This window comes from Sorangium sp. So ce367 (genome assembly GCF_051520455.1).
GTDB lineage: Bacteria > Myxococcota_A > Polyangia > Polyangiales > Polyangiaceae > Sorangium > Sorangium cellulosum_B.
The window spans coordinates 8533975-8550496 of sequence record NZ_CP150334.1; the positions used below are offsets into that span (position 1 = coordinate 8533975).

Sequence of the window (16522 nt, forward strand, 5' to 3'; positions counted from 1 at the left end):
CGTGAAGGGCTCAAGGCCACGCGACTGGTCTTGCGGCACGCTAAGCCGAGGGCCGGCGCTCACACCTCGAAGAGCAGAAACGGCTTGCCGGTGAGCTTCCTGAGCAGCGGCATCGCCACGTTGTAGACAGGAGTCCCGTTCGACGTGTGCCCCTCGAGCGCCCCGTGGTGCGCGTGGCCGTGGAAGACCACGTCCGCGCCGTACAGATCGATCGGCGCTGCAAGACGGCTCGTCCCAAGAAAGGGCCTTATCTCCACGTTCTCGCCGACGGTCGTCTCGAGGATCGGCGTGTAATGCATGATCACGATCTTCTTCTCGCTGTCGAGCTGGGACAGCGCCGCCTCGAGCTTCAGCGCCTCGGTCACGGCCTCCTGCACGAACGCCTTGAGCGGGCCCTCGCCGAACGCCTGGAGCGTCGCGCTCCCGAACCCGCCCATGAAGCCCTTCACGCCGGCAACGCCGATGTCATCGCGCAAGATCAGGTGATCGCCGTCGAGCACCTCGACGCCCGCGTCGCCCAGGAGCTTCGTGACCTCGGCGCCCGCCCCCCGGTCGAGATCGTGGTTGCCGAGCACGGCGGCGCACGGCATCGAGAGCCCGGCGAGCGCGTCGGCCAGCACCTTCGCCTCCTCGGGATGGCCACGATCGGTGAGATCGCCGCACAGCACGAGTAGCTCCGCCTCCGCGTTCACCGCCTTCACGAGCTCGCGCATCCTGGCGCCGTGCTCCGGCCGGCAGTGCAGATCCGAGGACGCCGCGATGCGGCGCTTGCCCGGCGCCCCGTTCCCTCCAGCGACCGTGGCGCTCATGATCCCGGCTTGCGGACCCGCGCCGCCTCGACCTCGACCCCCGGCCCCTCCCCGCCGCCCGGAGCCCCGTCACGGCCCGGCTTGCCCTTGCCGAGGCGAGATCGCCCCGCCGCAGACCGCTGGCGCTTCCTGCACAGCGCCCCCCGCGCCGCCTCGGGCGCGGACGCAGCGGGCCCCACGACGAGCCCGAGCTTCTCGTAATCGTGCACGTACTGCTGCCTGCTGATCAGGTTGCCCCGGCATACCCGCAGCGGCGCGTCACCGGCCCGCGTCTGCTCCAGCGTACGCCGGCAGAGCTCGTCGATGATCCACCCGGGCACCCGGCTCCGCGCGCCCGGATAGACGAAGCGGTACAGCGTCAGGTGCGCGAACAGGACCTCCCAGTAGGGACCGAACCGGGCGAGGAGCCTCTCCCAGTCCATCTCGTCCCCACACGCGTAGATCAGGTGGTTCACGTCGGCGCCGTCGTACCGCTCCCGCTCGTCCACGAACGCCTTCGTGAAGATGATCTCCTCGACCGGCGCGATCAGGCAGGAGTGCCCCAGGATCGTGGCCGGACGCGCGTGCTCGAACCAGCCGCCATCCACCACGGCCAGGCCGTTGCTCGACGAGAAGATGAGATCGATGAAGCGGTCGCCCGCGTAGGCCTTCCCGATCCACCGCGGATCGATGAGCTCCGTCTCGAAGCCGGCCCGCTCCAGCGCCCTGAACGCCGCCGGCACCTCCCGCTCGTCCAGCATCACGTCGAGATCCTTCGTGTCCCGGAAAATGCCCGTGTACGCGAAGAAGGCATACGCCCCCGCCACCATGAACGGCACGCCGGCGCAGAGGAGGGCGTCCATCGCCCTCACCCTCACCTCCAGCTCGCCCGCGCGGGAGAGCTGGCCGGCGGGGTCGTCGAAGGCCGGAGGAGCGAGCGCCGCGCGCTCGCCGGCGCGCGTCGCCCGGGCTGAAAGCGCGTGCTCCGCGTCGCCTGCGACAGGGGATCCGCTGCGGACCATCCCCCTCTGCGTAATGAACAGGACGTGCGATGGCGACCCCCCTCCCCCCTCACGCGCCCGGAACATGCGTCGACCGCGTGGACCACGTCGGAAGACGCCGGAACGACGCGAACGAAGGAAGAGAAGCGGGCTCGTCCTCGCTGACCATTGCACGACGTGGCGGGTCTGGCTCAAGCTCGCCTGCCGGGACCGCTCGGCGCGCTCCGAGCTGACTGGCGACGAGCCGCGGCCCCCGACGCTCGAAGAGGAGGCACATCCGTGAACACCGCCATCGCGACGATCAATCCAGCGACCGGAGAGACGATCGAGACGTTCGAACCTCTCTCCTCAGCGGCGCTGGAGCAGAAGGTGGCGCGCGCGCACGCCGCGTTCCGCAGCTTCCGGCAGACCCAGGTCGCCGAGCGGGCCCAGAAGCTGCGCCGGGCAGCCGACATCCTGGACGGCGAGAAGGAGCAGCTCGGGCAGCTCATGACGCTCGAGATGGGGAAGACCATCGGCTCCGCCATCGCCGAGGCCCAGAAGTGCGCGACCGCGTGCCGCTACTACGCCGACAACGCCGAGCGCCTGCTCGCCCCCGAAGAGGTCGCCACCGACGCGGGCAAGAGCTACGTGGCCTTCCACCCGCTCGGCGTGGTGCTCGCCATCATGCCGTGGAACTTCCCGTTCTGGCAGGTCTTCCGCTTCGCCGCGCCGGCGCTCGTCGCCGGCAACGTCGGCCTCCTCAAGCACGCCTCGAACGTCCCCCGCTGCGCGCTCGCGATCGAGGACATCCTCCGCCGGGCCGGCTTCCCGGAAGGGGTCTTCCAGGCGCTGATCGCCGGGACCGACGTCGTGCCGCGCCTCCTCGCCGACCCGCGCATCGCGGCCGCGACGCTCACCGGCAGCGAGAACGCGGGGCGCAGCGTCGGCGCCCACGCCGGCAAGCACCTCAAGAAGGTGGTGCTCGAGCTCGGCGGCAGCGATCCGTTCATCGTCCTGCCGAGCGCCGACCTCAACGCCGCCGTGGGGACCGCGATCCGGGCGCGCATCATCAACAACGGCCAGTCCTGCATCGCGGCGAAGCGCTTCATCGTGCACGAGTCGATCGCGCCCGAGTTCGAGCAGCGCTTCGTCGCGACCATGCGGCGCCTGCGGGTCGGTGATCCGATGGATCCGTCGGTCGACGTCGGGCCGCTCGCCACCCCGCAGATCGCCGCCGAGCTCGAGGAGCAGGTGCGGGCGTCGGTGGCCGCGGGCGCGCTCCTCCTCACCGGAGGCAAGCGGCTGAGGGGGCCGGGCAACTACTTCCCGCCGACCGTGCTCACCGACGTCCAGCGCCCCTCCCCCGCCGCCGACGACGAGCTCTTCGGCCCGGTCGCGGCGGTCTTCCGCGTCACCGACCTCGACGAGGCCATCCACATGGCGAACTCCACCCGGTTCGGCCTCGGGGCGAGCGCCTGGACCCGCGACGCCGACGAGCGCGAGCGGCTCATCAACGAGCTCGATGCCGGCCAGGTGTTCATCAACGGGATGGTCGTGTCCGACCCCCGGCTGCCGTTCGGCGGCATCAAGATGTCCGGCTACGGCCGCGAGCTCTCCTCGTACGGCCTGCGCGAGTTCGTGAACGTCAAGACCGTGTGGATCGCCAAGGATGAACGGCCGAGGGGCCTGCCTGCATCCGAGTGATCCGAGGAGCGGAGCGACCGAAGGACGGCGAGATCGAGCGGCCGAGCGATCGCCGGATGAGCCGCTCGCCAGCCGTCCGGCCGCCGCTTCCCCGGCGTCGTGCGACGGGCGATGATGGCGGTCATGTCGCTCCCCGGCTTCACCGAGACGCAGTTCTCACACAGCGGCGTGGCGCGGGTGGTCTACCGCCGCGGCGCGGGCCCGGGCGTCGTCGTCATGCACGAGATCCCGGGCATCACCCCGTCGGTCGCGGCGTTCGCCGAGCGCGTGGCGGACGCCGGCTTCACCGTCTTCGTGCCCCACCTCTTCGGGACGCCCGGCAAGCTGGACACGCCCCTCTACATCGTCGAGCAGCTGGGCCGCGCCTGCATCAGCCGCGAGTTCCACGTGCTCGCGTCCAGGCAGGCGAGCCCGATCACCGACTGGCTGCGCGCGCTCTGCCGCGACGTCCACGCGGAGCTCGGGGGCAAGGGCGTCGGCGCGATCGGCATGTGCCTGACGGGCAACTTCGCGCTCGCGCTGATGGTCGACCCCGCCATCGCGGCGCCCGTGCTGAGCCAGCCGTCGCTGCCCTTCCCGCTCTCGCGCGAGCGCCGCGCCGGGCTCCACCTCTCCGACGACGGCCTCCGCGCCGTCAAGGAGCGCGTCGCCGCCGGTACCCCGGTGCTCGGGCTCCGCTTCACCCACGATCCGATGTGCCCGAAGGAGCGGTTCGACCACCTCCGGGCCGAGCTCGGCGACGGCTTCGAGAAGATCGAGATCGACTCGTCCCCGGGCAACCCCCATGGGATCCCGCGCACCGCCCACTCGGTCCTGACGCGCGATCTGGTCGACCGCGAGGGCCACCCGACGCGCGAGGCGCTCTCGCGCGTCCTCGCCTTCTTCCGCGAGCGACTCCACCCCTGACCGCCCGCGACGAAAGCCGCGCCCGAGCCGGAACATCGCGTGCGGTCGCGTGACGTCGCGCGACGAGGCACAGCCGGTTGCGTCTCCGTGAACGTCGACTTACTGTCATTGATTGTGTCGGACGATCCGGCCGTGGCCGCTCTGCTGAGCGAGTACCCCCCTGCAGCGCAACAGCTGACCTTGCGCGTGCGCAAGCTGCTCCTGCGCATCATTCCCGACGTCCACGAGCACGTCTATCCAGGCTGGCGGCTCGTCGGCTTCCGGATGGGCGGCGGCGACCAACACAAGATCTGCTGGCTCGCCCCGCAGCGCTTCGGCGTGACCCTCGGCTTCGAGCGCGGCGCCGAGCTGCCGGATCCGAGCGGCCTGCTCACCGGCGAGGCCAAGCAGGCCAGGAACCTCCATATCCGCTCTGCCAAGGACGTGGACGTCGCCGCGATCGCCGCGCTGGTCGCGGCCGCCGTCGCGCTCCACCGGGACCGCTGAGGATCGCGCGGCGCGCCGCTGCGCCCGCGGCTCAGCGGCGCCCGTGGACGACCCGCCCGCCCGTCTTGCCGAGCGCGTACGAGAACCCGAGCTCCAGCGTGGAGCGGGTGACGATCGCCCCGAGATCGAGCCCCTGCTCCACCATGAGCCGCGCGGCCTCGGGCGCGATCCCGACGAGCACCACCTCGGCCCCGAGCAGCCCGGCGGCGCGCGCCGCCTGCGCGAGGTGATTCGCCGCGCTCGCGTCGACCACCGCCATGCCGGTGACGTCGATGATCACGACGCGCGCCTGGTGCTCGGAGATCTCCTTCAGCATCGCCTCGATGAAGCGGCCGGAGCGGTGCGTGTCCAGCGCGCCCACGATCGGCATGACGAGGACGCCGCGCGCGATCGGCACCACCGGGCTCGACATCGCGGCGATCGTCTCGAGGAGCGCCTCCTGGCGGCTGCTCAGCGACTCGAGCGCCCTCGTCCGCTCCTTGATCCGCGACAGGAGCCGCGCGTTCTCGATCACGACGGCGGCCACCGCGGCCACGCGCTCGATGAGCGCCAGGTCGGTCGCCGAGCACGCGTCGGGCTGCGGGCTGGCCAGGACGAGGACCCCGAGGACCGCCTCCCGCGAGAGCAACGGCACGCCGACCAGCGTGCGCGCGCCGCGCCGGCGCGCCTCGGCGACGTCGCCGAAGCGCTGGTGCTCGCCCGACGCGGTGTCGACGACGAGCGAGCTGCACGAGCGCATCACCTGGCCCACCAGCGAGTCGTCCGCGACGGGCGCGCGCTCGTCGTCGACGAGGCTCTCGCGCTGGGCCATGCCGATCACCAGGAAATTCAGCGGGCGCTCGTGACGCCCCGCGCCCAGCCTGCGGTTCGCGATCCTGCGGGCGGAGCTCGACGCGAGGTGATCCGAGAGGGCGCTCGAGAAGGGCGTCCGCTCGAGGGTCACGAGGTCGACCCCCGTGTCGATGGAGCGCGACGCCGGCAGGTCCGCGAGGGCCTCCGCTACGCCCCGCGTGGCCATCTCGTAGAGCGCCTGCACGCCGCGGTACCCCATGTCGTACTCGCGCTGCACCACCGCCGCGTGGATCACGCCGTCCTGGAGCATCGCGACCGTGGCGGTGACGAGATCGAAGGCGACCACCTTGAGATCGCCGGACCGCCCGAGCTTCATCGACGCCTGCCCCAGGCTGGGGCCGTTCTCGCTGCACACCCCGAGGGCGCCGGCGAGGCCGGGGTTCGAACGCACCACGTCGACGGCGAGCGCGATCGCGCGCTCCACGTCGAACTGGTTCTCCGAGAGCGAGCCCACGCGGATCGCCGAGCCGGCGATCGCCTCGCGGAACCCCTCGATGCGCCCGTGGGCGTTCGGCACGGCGAAGGACTCCGCCTGGATGGTGATCTCGCCTCCCTGCGGCAAGAACCGCAGCATCGCCTCGCCTGCGATCCTCCCGGCGGCCCGGTTGTCGGTCCCGACGTAGAGCAACGACCGGCTGCCCGGGGCGGCCGGCGTGTCGATCGTGATGACCGGGATGCCCGCCGCCATCGCGCGGCCGATGGCCGGCTCGAGCGCCACGGGGTCGATGGGCGCGATCGCGATCCCGCCCACCCGCCGGCGGATCCCTTCCTCGAGGAGCGCCTCCTGAGCCGCGGCGCCGGCGGACATGACGCTCCTGAACTCGACCCCGACCCGGAGATCGCGCCCCGCCGCCAGCGCGCCGTCCCGCAGGTTGTTCCAGTACGCGGTCAGCGGCCGGCGGGGAGCCTTGTAGACGCGGATCATCGGCTGGCCTGGCGCGCGGCTCGCGTCGTACGATCCGCGCCACCCGTCGGCGACGCGCCCCTCGCCCCCGGCATCCTCCAGGACGGCGAGGTCGATCGCGCTCCAGCGCGGGCCGGTCTGAACGCTCCGGATCCCGTCCGCGAGCGTCTCGATGAGCTCGAGGGGATCGACCGACTCGGCGACGGAGCTCAGCACGTCCTCGAGCAGGCGCAGCTCCTGGGCGCTCTGCGCCTTCTCCTCGAAGAGGCCGCGCCGCTCGAGCGCGGCGCCCACGCTCGCCGCGACCGACTCCACGAGCGCGCGGCGCGGGCCCGAGAGCGGCGCGGCGTCCGGCTGCTCCAGGGCGAGGTAGGCGCCCGGCGCGCCGAACATGGGCACCGCGATGACGTGGACGTGGACGCCGTCGGACAGCCAGCCAGGCGCTTCCGCGAGCTCGGGCAGGTGCGCCCGGTACCACGCGGTCGCGGGGACGAGGCACGGGCCGTGCGCCGCCTCGGGCGCCGCGGCGGGGCCGAACGGAGCCGACGCGCTGAGCGCCCCGCCGTCGGACGGCATGTTCACCCGGCCCGGCAGGAGGCCGTCGAGCCCGACGATCGCCCTGTACGAGAGGCGCCGGCCGGTGCGTATCAGCAGGCTCCCGCGCCGCGCGCCCGGGAGGCCCTCCATGGCTCGCCGCACAAGGTCGTGGAGAGTCGAGAAAACGTCCAGTCCGGTGGTCATGCAGATCCGTTCAGCCGCTCGCTCGCTCGCTGCGCAGCGCGCGTGCGGGCGCATCTCGTAGCAGGCGTGAGCGGGCTCGTGCTTGTCAAGCAGAGACGATGGGACCACCGTAGGACCACGAGGAGCTCGCACCCGCATGAAGCTCGCCTCTCTCCGCGGCCCCGGCCGCGATGGCACGCTCGTCGTCGTCCGTCGCGACGGCCTCGCCTACGCGCCTGCAGGCGAGGCCTTCCCCACGCTCCAGGCCGCGCTCGACGACTGGGAGCGCGCCGAGCCGGCGCTCCGCCGCATCGCGGCCGACGTCGAGCTCGGCGAGGCGGCCGTGACGCCGCTGGTCGCGGAAGAGCTCGCTGCGCCGCTTCCGCGCGCCTACGAGTGGATCGACGGCTCGGCGTACATCCACCACATCGTGCTCGTGCGCAAGGCGCGCGGCGCCGAGCCTCCCGAGACGCTGACGACCGATCCGCTTGTGTACCAGGGGGGCTCCGGCGTCCTCCTCGGCCCGACCGACGACATCGTCCTGCGCGACGAGGCCTGGGGCCTCGATTTCGAGGCCGAGGTCTGCGCCGTCCTCGGCGACACCCCGCAGGGCACGCGCCGCGAAGAGGCCCACCGGCACATCCGCCTCTTCCTGCTGGCCAACGACGTGACGCTGCGCAACCTCGTGCCCGCCGAGCTCGCGAAGGGGTTCGGGTTCTTCTGCTCCAAGCCCGCCACAGCGTTCTCGCCGTTCGCGATCACGCCCGACGAGCTCGGCGACGCGCTCCGCGACGGGCGCGTCCACCTGCGGCTCCGCTCGACCTACAACGGCGCGCTCATCGGCGATCCCGAGGCCGGCCCGGAGATGCACTTCTCGTTCTTCGAGCTCATCGAGCACATCGCCAGGACGCGCAGCTTCACGGCGGGGACGCTCCTCGGCAGCGGCACGGTCTCCAACGAGGACCCGGCGCGCGGCGTGTCTTGCCTCGCCGAGCGGCGCATGCTCGAGATCCTCTCGGACGGGGCGGCCAGGACGCCGTTCATGAAGCCAGGAGACACGATCATGATCGAGATGCTGAATCGCGCGGGAGAGAGCCTGTTCGGGCGCATCGCGCAGCGGGTGGTGGCCAGATGAGCGCCGCCGTGAAGGGGCTCGCGCTCTACGGCTACTGGCGCAGCTCGTGCAGCTGGCGCGTGCGCATCGCGCTGGCCCACAAGGGCATCGAGCACGCGTACCGGCCGGTGAGCCTCGTCCGGGACGGCGGCGAGCAGCTCCGCGACGAGTACCGGGCCAAGAACCCGATGGCGCAGGTGCCCCTGCTCGAGTTCGAGCAGGGCGGCGCCATCCGGCGTGTGTCCCAGTCGGTGGCCATCATCGAGCTGCTCGAGGACCTCTTCCCCGCGCCGCCGCTCCTGCCCGCGGATCCGTACCTGCGGGCCAAGGCGCGGCAGCTCGTGGAGATGATCAACTCCGGCACGCAGCCGATGCAGAACACCGCCACGCTGAAGTACGTGAAGGACGAGCTCGGCGGCGACGAGAAGGCCTTCGGCCGGCGCTTCATCGCCTCGGGCCTCGCCGCGTTCCAGGCGGCGGCGAGCGAGCTCTCCGGGCGGTTCTGCGTCGGCGACGAGGTCACCGTGGCGGACGTGTTCCTCGTGCCCCAGCTCTACAACGCGCGGCGCTACGAGGTCGACCTCGCGCCGCTCTCGACCCTCACGCGCATCGAGGCCGCGTGCATGGATCTGCCCGCGTTCCAGGCCGCTCACGCCGACCGCCAGGTCGACGCGGTCGCCTAGCTCGCCCCTGCGTTACCCCCTCGCGACGGAGGACCCGGATGGCCAAGGTGGAGTCGATCGGCATCAAGCGCGTGGAGGCGCTGCACTACTACGTGCGCGACCTGGAGCGGAGCCGCAGGTTCTACACGGAGAAGCTCGATTTCCAGGAGATCGCCGCGAGCTCGCCGGAGCTCACCGCGGCGGCGGCGCAGCGCTCGGTCGTCTTCCAGGCCGGCGAGTGCGTCGTCGTCTGCTCGCAGCCGATCGGCGAGGGCGGGCGGGCGTGGCGCTACCTGCGCAAGCACCCCGACGGGGTGGGCACGGTCATCTTCGAGGTGGAGGACATCGACCGCGCCTTCCGCCTGCTCGACGGCCGCGGGGGCACGCCGATCGACGAGGTCCACCGGGTGACGGAGGCAGGTGGCACCTTCGCGTCGTTCTCGATCACGACGCCGTTCGGCGACACCACCTTCCGCTTCGTGGAGCGGCGCGGGTACCCCGCGCTGTTCCCCGGCTGCGTGGCCTACGACGCGCCGCGCGGGGGCGAGAACCGCTTCGGGATCGCCCGGTTCGATCACGTCACCTCGAACTTCCAGACGATGGCGCCCGCCCTGCTCTGGATGGAGCACGTGCTCGGGCTCGAGCCGTTCTGGCAGATCGCGTTCCACACGAACGACGTCACGAAGGACGCCGATCACGGCTCGGGCCTGCGCTCGGCCGTGATGTGGGACCCGGCCTCGGGCGTGAAGTTCGCGAACAACGAGCCTTACCGGCCGCACTTCAAGAGCTCGCAGATCAACGTCTTCAACGAGGAGCACCGCGGCGACGGCGTGCAGCACGTGGCGCTCGCCGTGGAGGACATCCTCGCCGCCGTGCGCGCGATGCGCGGCCGGGGCGTGGAGTTCATGCCGACCCCGGCCGCCTATTACGACATGCTGCCCGAGCGCCTGCAGCGGCTCGGCATCGGGCAGATCGACGAGGACGTGGCGGCGCTGCGCGAGCTCGAGGTGCTCGTCGACGGCGACGGCGCGAGATCGTACCTCCTCCAGATCTTCCTCAAGGAGTCGTCGGGCACGCACCGCGATCCCGACGCCGGGCCGTTCTTCTTCGAGCTCATCCAGCGCAAGGGGGACCGCGGCTTCGGCGCCGGCAATTTCCGGGCGCTGTTCGAGAGCATCGAGCGGCAGCAGAAGGCGGGGCACGGCTGATGCTCGATCGCGTCGTCGCCGGGATCGTCCCGCCCAAGCACCACATCGCCCTGCGGAGCGAGGCGGGGGATCTCCGCTACGAGGAGTGCCTGACGCGGGCGGGCTTCGACGGCCCCTACACGATCGCCTACCACGAGCGCCGGCCACACGAGCACCGGCTCGCGGAGGCCGCGCACGGCTTCACGCTGCCGGTCGCCGCGCCGGCGCGCCCGCTGGCGAAGCGGCACTACCGGTCGCAGGATCTGCCGCGGCGGGGCGGGCCCGCCGTCGACTGCCGCGTGCCGCTGCTCTTCAACGACGACGTGGTGATCGGGCTCGTCCAGCCGGACGCGGCCGATCCTGTGTACTTCGCGAACGCGGACGCCGACGAGCTGTTCTTCATCTTCCACGGGGGCGGCGTCCTGCGCACGATGCTCGGCGATCTCCGCTTCGAGCAGGACGACTACGTCGTCATCCCGAAGGGGCTCTTCTACCGCTTCCTCCCGGACGCCGCGCCCCAGCGGTGGCTCTCGATCGAGGCCGCGGACATCCACCTCCCGTACAAGTGGCGCAACGAGGTCGGCCAGCTGCGGATGGACGCGCCGTACTCGCACCGTGATTTCCGGCGGCCCACGTTCGTCGGCCCCCTCGACGAGGGCATCCGCGCGCTCGTCGTGAAGCGCGGCGGCGCCTTCCACGGCTTCACCCTCGAACGCTCGCCGCTCGACGTCGTCGGCTGGGACGGGGCGGTGTACCCGTTCGCGTTCCCGATCCAGCGCTTCCAGGCGCGCGTCGGGCTCGTCCACCTGCCTCCGGACTGGCACGGCACGTTCGCCGCGCGCGGCGCCCTCGTCTGCAGCTTCGTGCCGCGCCCGACCGACTTCCACCCGGAGGCGATCCCCTGCCCGTACCCCCACGCGTCGGTCGATTGCGACGAGTTCCTGTTCTACTGCCGCGGCAACTTCACCTCGCGCCGCGGCGTCGGCCCCGGCAGCATCTCGCACCATCCGGCCGGCATCCCGCACGGGCCGCACCCCGGCGCGTACGAGGCGAGCCTCGGGGCCCGCGAGACGAGCGAGATCGCGGTCATGCTCGACACGATTCGCCCGCTCTCGGCCACCGCCGCCGCGCTCGCGGTGGAGGACCCGGGCTACCAGGACAGCTTCATCGCGGGCCCCTAGCGGGATCGGGCGACGGGAGGCTTCCCTCAGGGCCCTCCGCGAGGGGGCTCAGTGCCCTGGGGCGTGTTGAAGCAGGCGGTCGTGCACTCGTTGAAGCGCTGCGACTCCTCGAAATCGATCCCGTTCAGCCCATTGCAGGACATGCCGAGGATGCAGCGGGCGTTGCACACGATCGACCCGACGCAGTCGTCGGGGTTGGTCGAGAACGGGAATCCCAGCCCGCACGCCATGAAGACGTCGTTGGCGTCCTCGCAGACGGTGCGGAAGATGGAGATGCCGCAGCCACGGAGGCTATCTCGCTGGCCGTCGCAGCTGTCGAACAGGTAATTCTCGTCCTTGCATTCGAGCTCCTCCTCGACGCACGTCACGTAGGCGTCGAAGGAGCCGGTGCAGCTCGCCTTCACCGCGGCCGCCCGCGCGGTCTCCGCCTTGTCGACGCACTCGAGGTACCTCGCCTCGCTGCAGCCGGAGCAGTCGCAGATGAGGTCGCAGGCGCGCTCCTCGGGCGAGGGGCAGCCAGCGGACACGAGCGCGCCGCCGGCGGCGGCCAGGGAGAGGAGCACCCAGTGGGTGCGCGGCGAGCGGCGCTTGGGGGCGAGCACAGTGACCTCCTCGCCCTACTTTATTTCATTTCGGCATCTTGCCGAGCCGCTCGAGCAGCGCGCGCACGAGGAGCGGCCACGCGACCGTGGCGTCCGCGTACACCTCGGCGAAGCGCCCGCCCTCCTGCGGCGGGGTGAACTTCCCCCAGCTCACGCCCTCGGAGTACGTGCAGCCGGACAGGCCGCCCCAGTGGACGGGCTCGGGGCAGATGCGGACGCCGTACTGGAACCGCGGGTGATCGACCTCGATGTCCAGGCGATCGCCGACGATGTCGTAGAACGGCGCGACCTGCTGGGCCCAGTTGCGCGGCACGCCGCCGCCGATGGTGAAGATGCCGAGGCGCTTCTTCTTGCGGACCAGGCGGGCGTAGCTCAGCAGATCGAGGAACGGGTTGTACGGCGGCGGCACGGCCTCGCGCCACACGTCGAAGCCCGGCTTGTCGCCGTGCTGCGCCTTCACCTTGCGCAGCATCCACGTCGCCACGTCGAGGCCCATCTCGCTGTCGGTGAAGGCCGGCACATAGACGGGCACGTCGCGGAGGTACGCGCTCCGGAGCACGCCCGGCGAGTCGCCCATGTCCGCCAGCGCCTTGCCGAGCTGGCGGCAGATGATCTCGCTCGACCAGGGAGAGCCGGGGTCCAGCTTGTCGAGCTCCTTCCGGACGAAGACCTCGATCGCGTTGAGGTTCTTCTCCATCTCGAGCGTGTCGTAGACGCGGTTGTACCCCTTCTCGAAGTACGTCTCGTCGGAGATGCCCGGGTTCGCCTTGTAATGGGTCAGGCCGACCGCCTCGCTCAGCCCGTGCGCCATGAGCGCCCCCGTGCTGATGATGCAGTCGATCATGCCGGCCTCGATCATCCTGACGATGACGACGCCCATCTTGGCGACCGTCATCGCGCCGGAGAACGTCGCCACGACGAGGCAGTCCTCGTCGCGCACCATCGCCTCGAGCACGTCGCACGCCTCGCCGAGCGCGCGGCCGCTGAACGCGGTCCTGCTCATCGCGCGGAGCAGATCGTCGAACGAGTCAATCTTCAGCGGGTCGAGCGCGGCGAGCGGGACGAGCTGATCTTCGACGCCGTCGCCGAGCTGGCGGTGCGAGGAACGAGGGTGCTTCGGAGAGGACATAGGGCGCGAACATATACCCGCGCGGGGGGTGGGCCGTCGAGCGCGAAGCTCCCCGCGAGAGGGGCAAGCTCAGGGCCGGACGGGCAGCGAGCACGCGAGGCGGCGCGCGGGTCTGTCCGCGGGTCCGCCCGCTGCTCTGCCCGCTGCCGTGCCCTCCGTTCCGCCGATTCCGCCGAGCTTCGCGGCGCCTTGGCCGATCCCGCGATCGCCGCCTTCGGCGCGCCGGGCCGCGAGATCGGCGCGAACGAACGCGAGCGGGCCCGCGCTGGGATGGCCGTCGGTCCGCCGCTCCAGATCCATCAGCGCGGCGATCTTCGCCACGCAAACGTCGCGACCTGACACACGGACGTCATAGACAGCCGTGCTCGCGGGCGCGCGGCGGCCATCGATCGTCGCGAACGCGCTCGAGCGATCGAGCAGGAAGCGCGCGCCGGGCGGGCGCGCGGCGCACGCCGGCATGCGGGTGAGCTCGGTGCGGACATTCGGGACGATCTCCCAGCCGTCGAGCGGCAAGAGCGGCGGGGCCTTCGCGATCGCACCTTGCGCCGTCGTCGCGGCAGGCGGGATCGGCACCGTCCGGCCGAGCGTCAGGCCGTGGAAGCTGAGCAAGAGCGGCACGCCGGCGCTCGTCGGCTGCCCCAGCGCGGGCTCGCCGAGGTTCGCGAGCGAGGCGATCGGCCGCGGGGCCTCGCCGGAGGACCACGCGACGAGCGACGCCCCGCGGAGCCACGCGACGGGGCCATCCGGCGCCTCGCTGAAGGCGACCTCCGCCTCGGGCATCAGCTCCAGCGGCACCTCGGCGACCTCGGCGCCGCGGCCCGGCCTCACCTGGATCAGCAAGTCGCGGCCCGAGGCGCGCACGCCGAACAGGATCCGGCCGCCGGACGCCGCGAAACGCGCGAGGATCGCGTCCCGGCCGACGCCCTCGGGCGCCGGGCCCGTCCACGAGCGGACCCTGGCCTGGAGCTCGGTCGGGTCGAGCCAGCGCAGCGTCCACGTCGCCCGCGGCGCAGCGGAGGCGCCGCGCGCCTGGAGATCGGCGCCGGCGCCTCTGGCAGCGGCGCCGTCGGGCGAGCGCACCTCGAGCGCGGCGACGGTGGAGAGCTGGCCCCAGCGCCTGTCGCTCACCGACGAGACGCGCCGCTGGCCATCCGGTCCGGGCTTCACGTCGCGGGCGAGCAGCGCGAGCGCCTCCTGGGTGCTGCGCGGCGGCGGCACGCCAGCCGGCGAGAGCGGCGGCCCCGGCTGTGTCGTGCAGGCGAGCGCGCGCTCCGGCAGCGCAGGGGCCGGCGGCGGGCGGAGCGGCAGGAGTGACGCGGCCCCGAGCGCGGGACCGCCGGACGGCGCTCCCTGCGCGGGCAGCTGCGGCCCCCAGCCGACGCGGAGGTGGGTCGAGATCCTCAGGCCGGCCTCGTTCACGGCCAGCATCCCGGGCTCGGCGAGCAGGTCGCCGCTCTGGGCGATCTCCGCCGCGGCCTGGGGTGGGACCTCGATGGGCGACCACGTGCGGCCGGCGTCATCCGACGCGAGCACCTTCCCTTCCCCGACGGCGATCCCGCGGCCGGCGTGGACCACGGCGTGCGCGGCCCCGGCGAGGCGAGCCCGCGAGGCCTCGCCGCCGGGGGAAAGGACGACGGCGGTGAGCTCTCCGGCCTCGTCGGCCACAACGAACGACAGCGCGCCGTCCTGCCCCTCCTCGATCGGGCTGATCACGTTGACGTCGTCGCCCCGCAGCCAGCCGAGCGGGAGCAGCGGAGCCTCCCTGCCGCCGGCGTCGATCACCGCGACATGGGCGCCGGGCGAGGCGCCCTCGCGGCCGTCGCCGCGCGGCGCGGGCTCGTCGCGGGGCGCGACGTCGCTGTCCCAGAGCCCGCGCAGGATCGCGATCCGGCCGTCAGCGAGCGCGCCGGCGCCGCGCCAGCGGACGTCCGTGCCCGGGCGGACCGTGCTCCACCGGCCGCTCGGCTGCCGCACGCACACGCTGCCCTCGTCCTCCGCGTCGCACGGCGCGAGCAGCAGGGCGCCGCCGCTCGGGGACACGCGGAGCTCGGCCTCGCCGCTCCGCACGAGGACGGGGGGCTCGCTGCGGAGAGGGCGGTCGGGCTTGACCTGGAGCACGCCGAACGGATCATGGCGGCCGTCCGTCCCGCCCTCGCCGAGCGCGCAGGCCACCCACGCCGCTCGCCCCGCGCGGCCGACGCCGCAGACGTTCAGCCAGTCGCCGCGTCCGAAGGGGGCGACCTCGTGGAGCGCGCCGGTGGTGAGATCCACGCGGGCGAGGACGCCGTGGCTCGCCGTGATCGCGGCGGACGTCCACACCGCGCCGCTCGAGATCGCCGCCTCGAGCGGGTGGCGCCCCGTCGCGCGGATCCAGCGGAGCAGGGGCGCGCCTGGGCCGGGCTCGGGCGCGTCGTTGGCGGGCGCGCGCGCGGGCGCGGGCCCGAGCCGCGCCTCGGCGACCAGGATCCGCGCCTCGCGCTGCCCGGACGACGAGGCCCTGCCCTGCGTCACGGCGACCAGCTCGCCGTCGCGCAGACGGACGTCGGCGACGCGGAGCAGCGCGGCCGGGTCGGCGCCCTCTCCGTCGCCGCCCGGCGCCGGCGCGACGGGGCGCCACGACGCGCCGCCGTCGGCCGTGACCGCGAGCCCTGCCGCCTCGAAGAGCCCGGCGCCGTGCCGCGCGTCGCGGAACGCGAGGGCGCGCAGCGGAAGGGCGGGCAAGCCCGGCAGCGTGCGCGGCTGTCCCGTCTCGATGTCGAGGAAGATCGGGGAGTCGGCGATGGCGTCCCAGACGGCGACGACGGCGGGCCCGCCGCCGATACGCTGGAGGTCCGCCTCGGACCGGGCGAGGACCGCGGGCGCGCCGAGCGGGTCATCGAACCGGTAGACGCCGTGGACTCCGCGCCCGACGAGCCGCGGGCCGGTCGCGGACGGAACCAGCACGAGCTCGATCAGGGGCTCGGGGCACGCCGCGGTCTCCGGCCGTGCCGCGCCGTCGGCCCCGACGAGGACGCGCTGGCCGCCGACGAGCGCGAGCGTGCCGCCGGCGACCCGGGGCCCGATCGCGGTCGCCCCGCTCGCGTCGACCCAGCGGGCGGGCACCGGCGCGGGCGCCGGGGGGCGCGCCGCCGCGGGCGCGCCGCGCTCTTGCGGCGCGGGTCGAGGCGGCGCGCCGCCGCAGCGGGCGAGCGCGAGCGCAGCGAGGAGCGCGGCCGCGCGCCGCGACCTGCGCGGTGGCGCTGCGAGGCGGGGAGCGCCCGCCGCTCTGGACTGCATCATCAGGGCCGAGACTACCGTGATTCGC

General features: G+C 72.9%; 13 protein-coding genes. 7 read left to right on the top strand and 6 right to left on the bottom strand.

Annotated features, from left to right (window positions below; translation table 11 throughout):
• Positions 1-59: 59 nt before the first annotated feature.
• Both WME97_RS32285 and WME97_RS32290 read right to left on the bottom strand, forming a co-directional pair.
• Entirely contained in the window at positions 60-809 is a 750-nt protein-coding gene (locus WME97_RS32285; RefSeq protein ID WP_437543095.1) for a metallophosphoesterase family protein, read from the bottom strand.
• On the bottom strand, positions 806-1810 hold the full coding sequence (locus WME97_RS32290; RefSeq protein ID WP_437543097.1) for a hypothetical protein: 1005 nt from the start codon (positions 1808-1810) through the stop codon (positions 806-808). Before WME97_RS32290 ends, WME97_RS32285 begins: the two co-directional genes overlap by 4 nt.
• A 258-nt stretch (positions 1811-2068) precedes the next feature.
• On the opposite strand from WME97_RS32290, the gene WME97_RS32295 reads away from it, so the two are divergent.
• The 3 genes from WME97_RS32295 to WME97_RS32305 all read left to right on the top strand — a co-directional run bounded on the left by WME97_RS32295 (position 2069) and on the right by WME97_RS32305 (position 4867).
• Positions 2069-3475, top strand: a complete 1407-nt coding sequence (locus WME97_RS32295) for an NAD-dependent succinate-semialdehyde dehydrogenase (RefSeq protein WP_437543100.1) — start codon at positions 2069-2071, stop codon at positions 3473-3475.
• Between the two features lie 123 nt (positions 3476-3598).
• Complete coding sequence (locus tag WME97_RS32300) at positions 3599-4381, top strand: dienelactone hydrolase family protein (protein ID WP_437543102.1); 783 nt, start codon at positions 3599-3601, stop codon at positions 4379-4381.
• Positions 4382-4513: 132 nt separating this feature from the next.
• The gene (locus WME97_RS32305) at positions 4514-4867 is read left to right on the top strand and encodes a DUF1801 domain-containing protein (protein ID WP_437543104.1); all 354 of its coding nucleotides are present in this window, start codon (positions 4514-4516) and stop codon (positions 4865-4867) included.
• A gap of 31 nt (positions 4868-4898) precedes the next feature.
• On the opposite strand, the gene WME97_RS32310 is transcribed toward WME97_RS32305, so the two are convergent.
• Positions 4899-7310, bottom strand: coding sequence for a substrate-binding domain-containing protein (locus tag WME97_RS32310; protein ID WP_437543106.1), 2412 nt, complete (start codon positions 7308-7310; stop codon positions 4899-4901).
• A 190-nt stretch (positions 7311-7500) separates the two neighbouring features.
• On the opposite strand from WME97_RS32310, the gene WME97_RS32315 reads away from it, so the two are divergent.
• Genes WME97_RS32315 through WME97_RS32330 form a run of 4 tightly spaced genes read left to right on the top strand, consistent with a single transcriptional unit; the run spans position 7501 to position 11487 of the window.
• Entirely contained in the window at positions 7501-8478 is a 978-nt protein-coding gene (locus tag WME97_RS32315; protein ID WP_437543108.1) for a fumarylacetoacetate hydrolase family protein, read from the top strand.
• On the top strand, positions 8475-9140 hold the full coding sequence (gene maiA / locus WME97_RS32320; RefSeq protein WP_437543111.1) for a maleylacetoacetate isomerase: 666 nt from the start codon (positions 8475-8477) through the stop codon (positions 9138-9140). Before WME97_RS32315 ends, maiA begins: the two co-directional genes overlap by 4 nt.
• A 38-nt stretch (positions 9141-9178) precedes the next feature.
• Positions 9179-10327, top strand: a complete 1149-nt coding sequence (locus WME97_RS32325; RefSeq protein WP_437543113.1) for a 4-hydroxyphenylpyruvate dioxygenase family protein — start codon at positions 9179-9181, stop codon at positions 10325-10327.
• Positions 10327-11487 carry a homogentisate 1,2-dioxygenase gene (locus WME97_RS32330; RefSeq protein ID WP_437543115.1) on the top strand — a complete coding sequence of 387 codons (1161 nt, stop codon included), beginning with the start codon at positions 10327-10329 and terminating at the stop codon, positions 11485-11487. Before WME97_RS32325 ends, WME97_RS32330 begins: the two co-directional genes overlap by 1 nt.
• A gap of 26 nt (positions 11488-11513) precedes the next feature.
• On the opposite strand, the gene WME97_RS32335 is transcribed toward WME97_RS32330, so the two are convergent.
• From WME97_RS32335 to WME97_RS32345, 3 genes are all read right to left on the bottom strand, one after another.
• Positions 11514-12089, bottom strand: coding sequence for a hypothetical protein (locus WME97_RS32335; RefSeq protein ID WP_437543117.1), 576 nt, complete (start codon positions 12087-12089; stop codon positions 11514-11516).
• A gap of 25 nt (positions 12090-12114) precedes the next feature.
• Positions 12115-13218, bottom strand: coding sequence for a deoxyhypusine synthase family protein (locus WME97_RS32340; RefSeq protein ID WP_437523066.1), 1104 nt, complete (start codon positions 13216-13218; stop codon positions 12115-12117).
• Between the two features lie 69 nt (positions 13219-13287).
• Entirely contained in the window at positions 13288-16497 is a 3210-nt protein-coding gene (locus WME97_RS32345; protein ID WP_437543119.1) for a hypothetical protein, read from the bottom strand.
• Positions 16498-16522 lie beyond the last annotated feature (25 nt).

Bases quoted from the DNA above. Each gene is read 5' to 3' on its own strand.
- WME97_RS32285 (WP_437543095.1), bottom strand. From the start codon at position 809: ATGAGCGCCACGGTCGCTGGAGGGAACGGGGCGCCGGGCAAGCGCCGC.
- WME97_RS32290 (WP_437543097.1), bottom strand. From the start codon at position 1,810: ATGGTCCGCAGCGGATCCCCTGTCGCAGGCGACGCGGAGCACGCGCTT.
- WME97_RS32300 (WP_437543102.1), top strand. From the start codon at position 3,599: ATGTCGCTCCCCGGCTTCACCGAGACGCAGTTCTCACACAGCGGCGTG.
- WME97_RS32310 (WP_437543106.1), bottom strand. From the start codon at position 7,310: ATGGAGGGCCTCCCGGGCGCGCGGCGCGGGAGCCTGCTGATACGCACC.
- WME97_RS32315 (WP_437543108.1), top strand. From the start codon at position 7,501: ATGAAGCTCGCCTCTCTCCGCGGCCCCGGCCGCGATGGCACGCTCGTC.
- maiA (WP_437543111.1), top strand. From the start codon at position 8,475: ATGAGCGCCGCCGTGAAGGGGCTCGCGCTCTACGGCTACTGGCGCAGC.
- WME97_RS32325 (WP_437543113.1), top strand. From the start codon at position 9,179: ATGGCCAAGGTGGAGTCGATCGGCATCAAGCGCGTGGAGGCGCTGCAC.
- WME97_RS32330 (WP_437543115.1), top strand. From the start codon at position 10,327: ATGCTCGATCGCGTCGTCGCCGGGATCGTCCCGCCCAAGCACCACATC.
- WME97_RS32340 (WP_437523066.1), bottom strand. From the start codon at position 13,218: ATGTCCTCTCCGAAGCACCCTCGTTCCTCGCACCGCCAGCTCGGCGAC.
- WME97_RS32345 (WP_437543119.1), bottom strand. From the start codon at position 16,497: ATGATGCAGTCCAGAGCGGCGGGCGCTCCCCGCCTCGCAGCGCCACCG.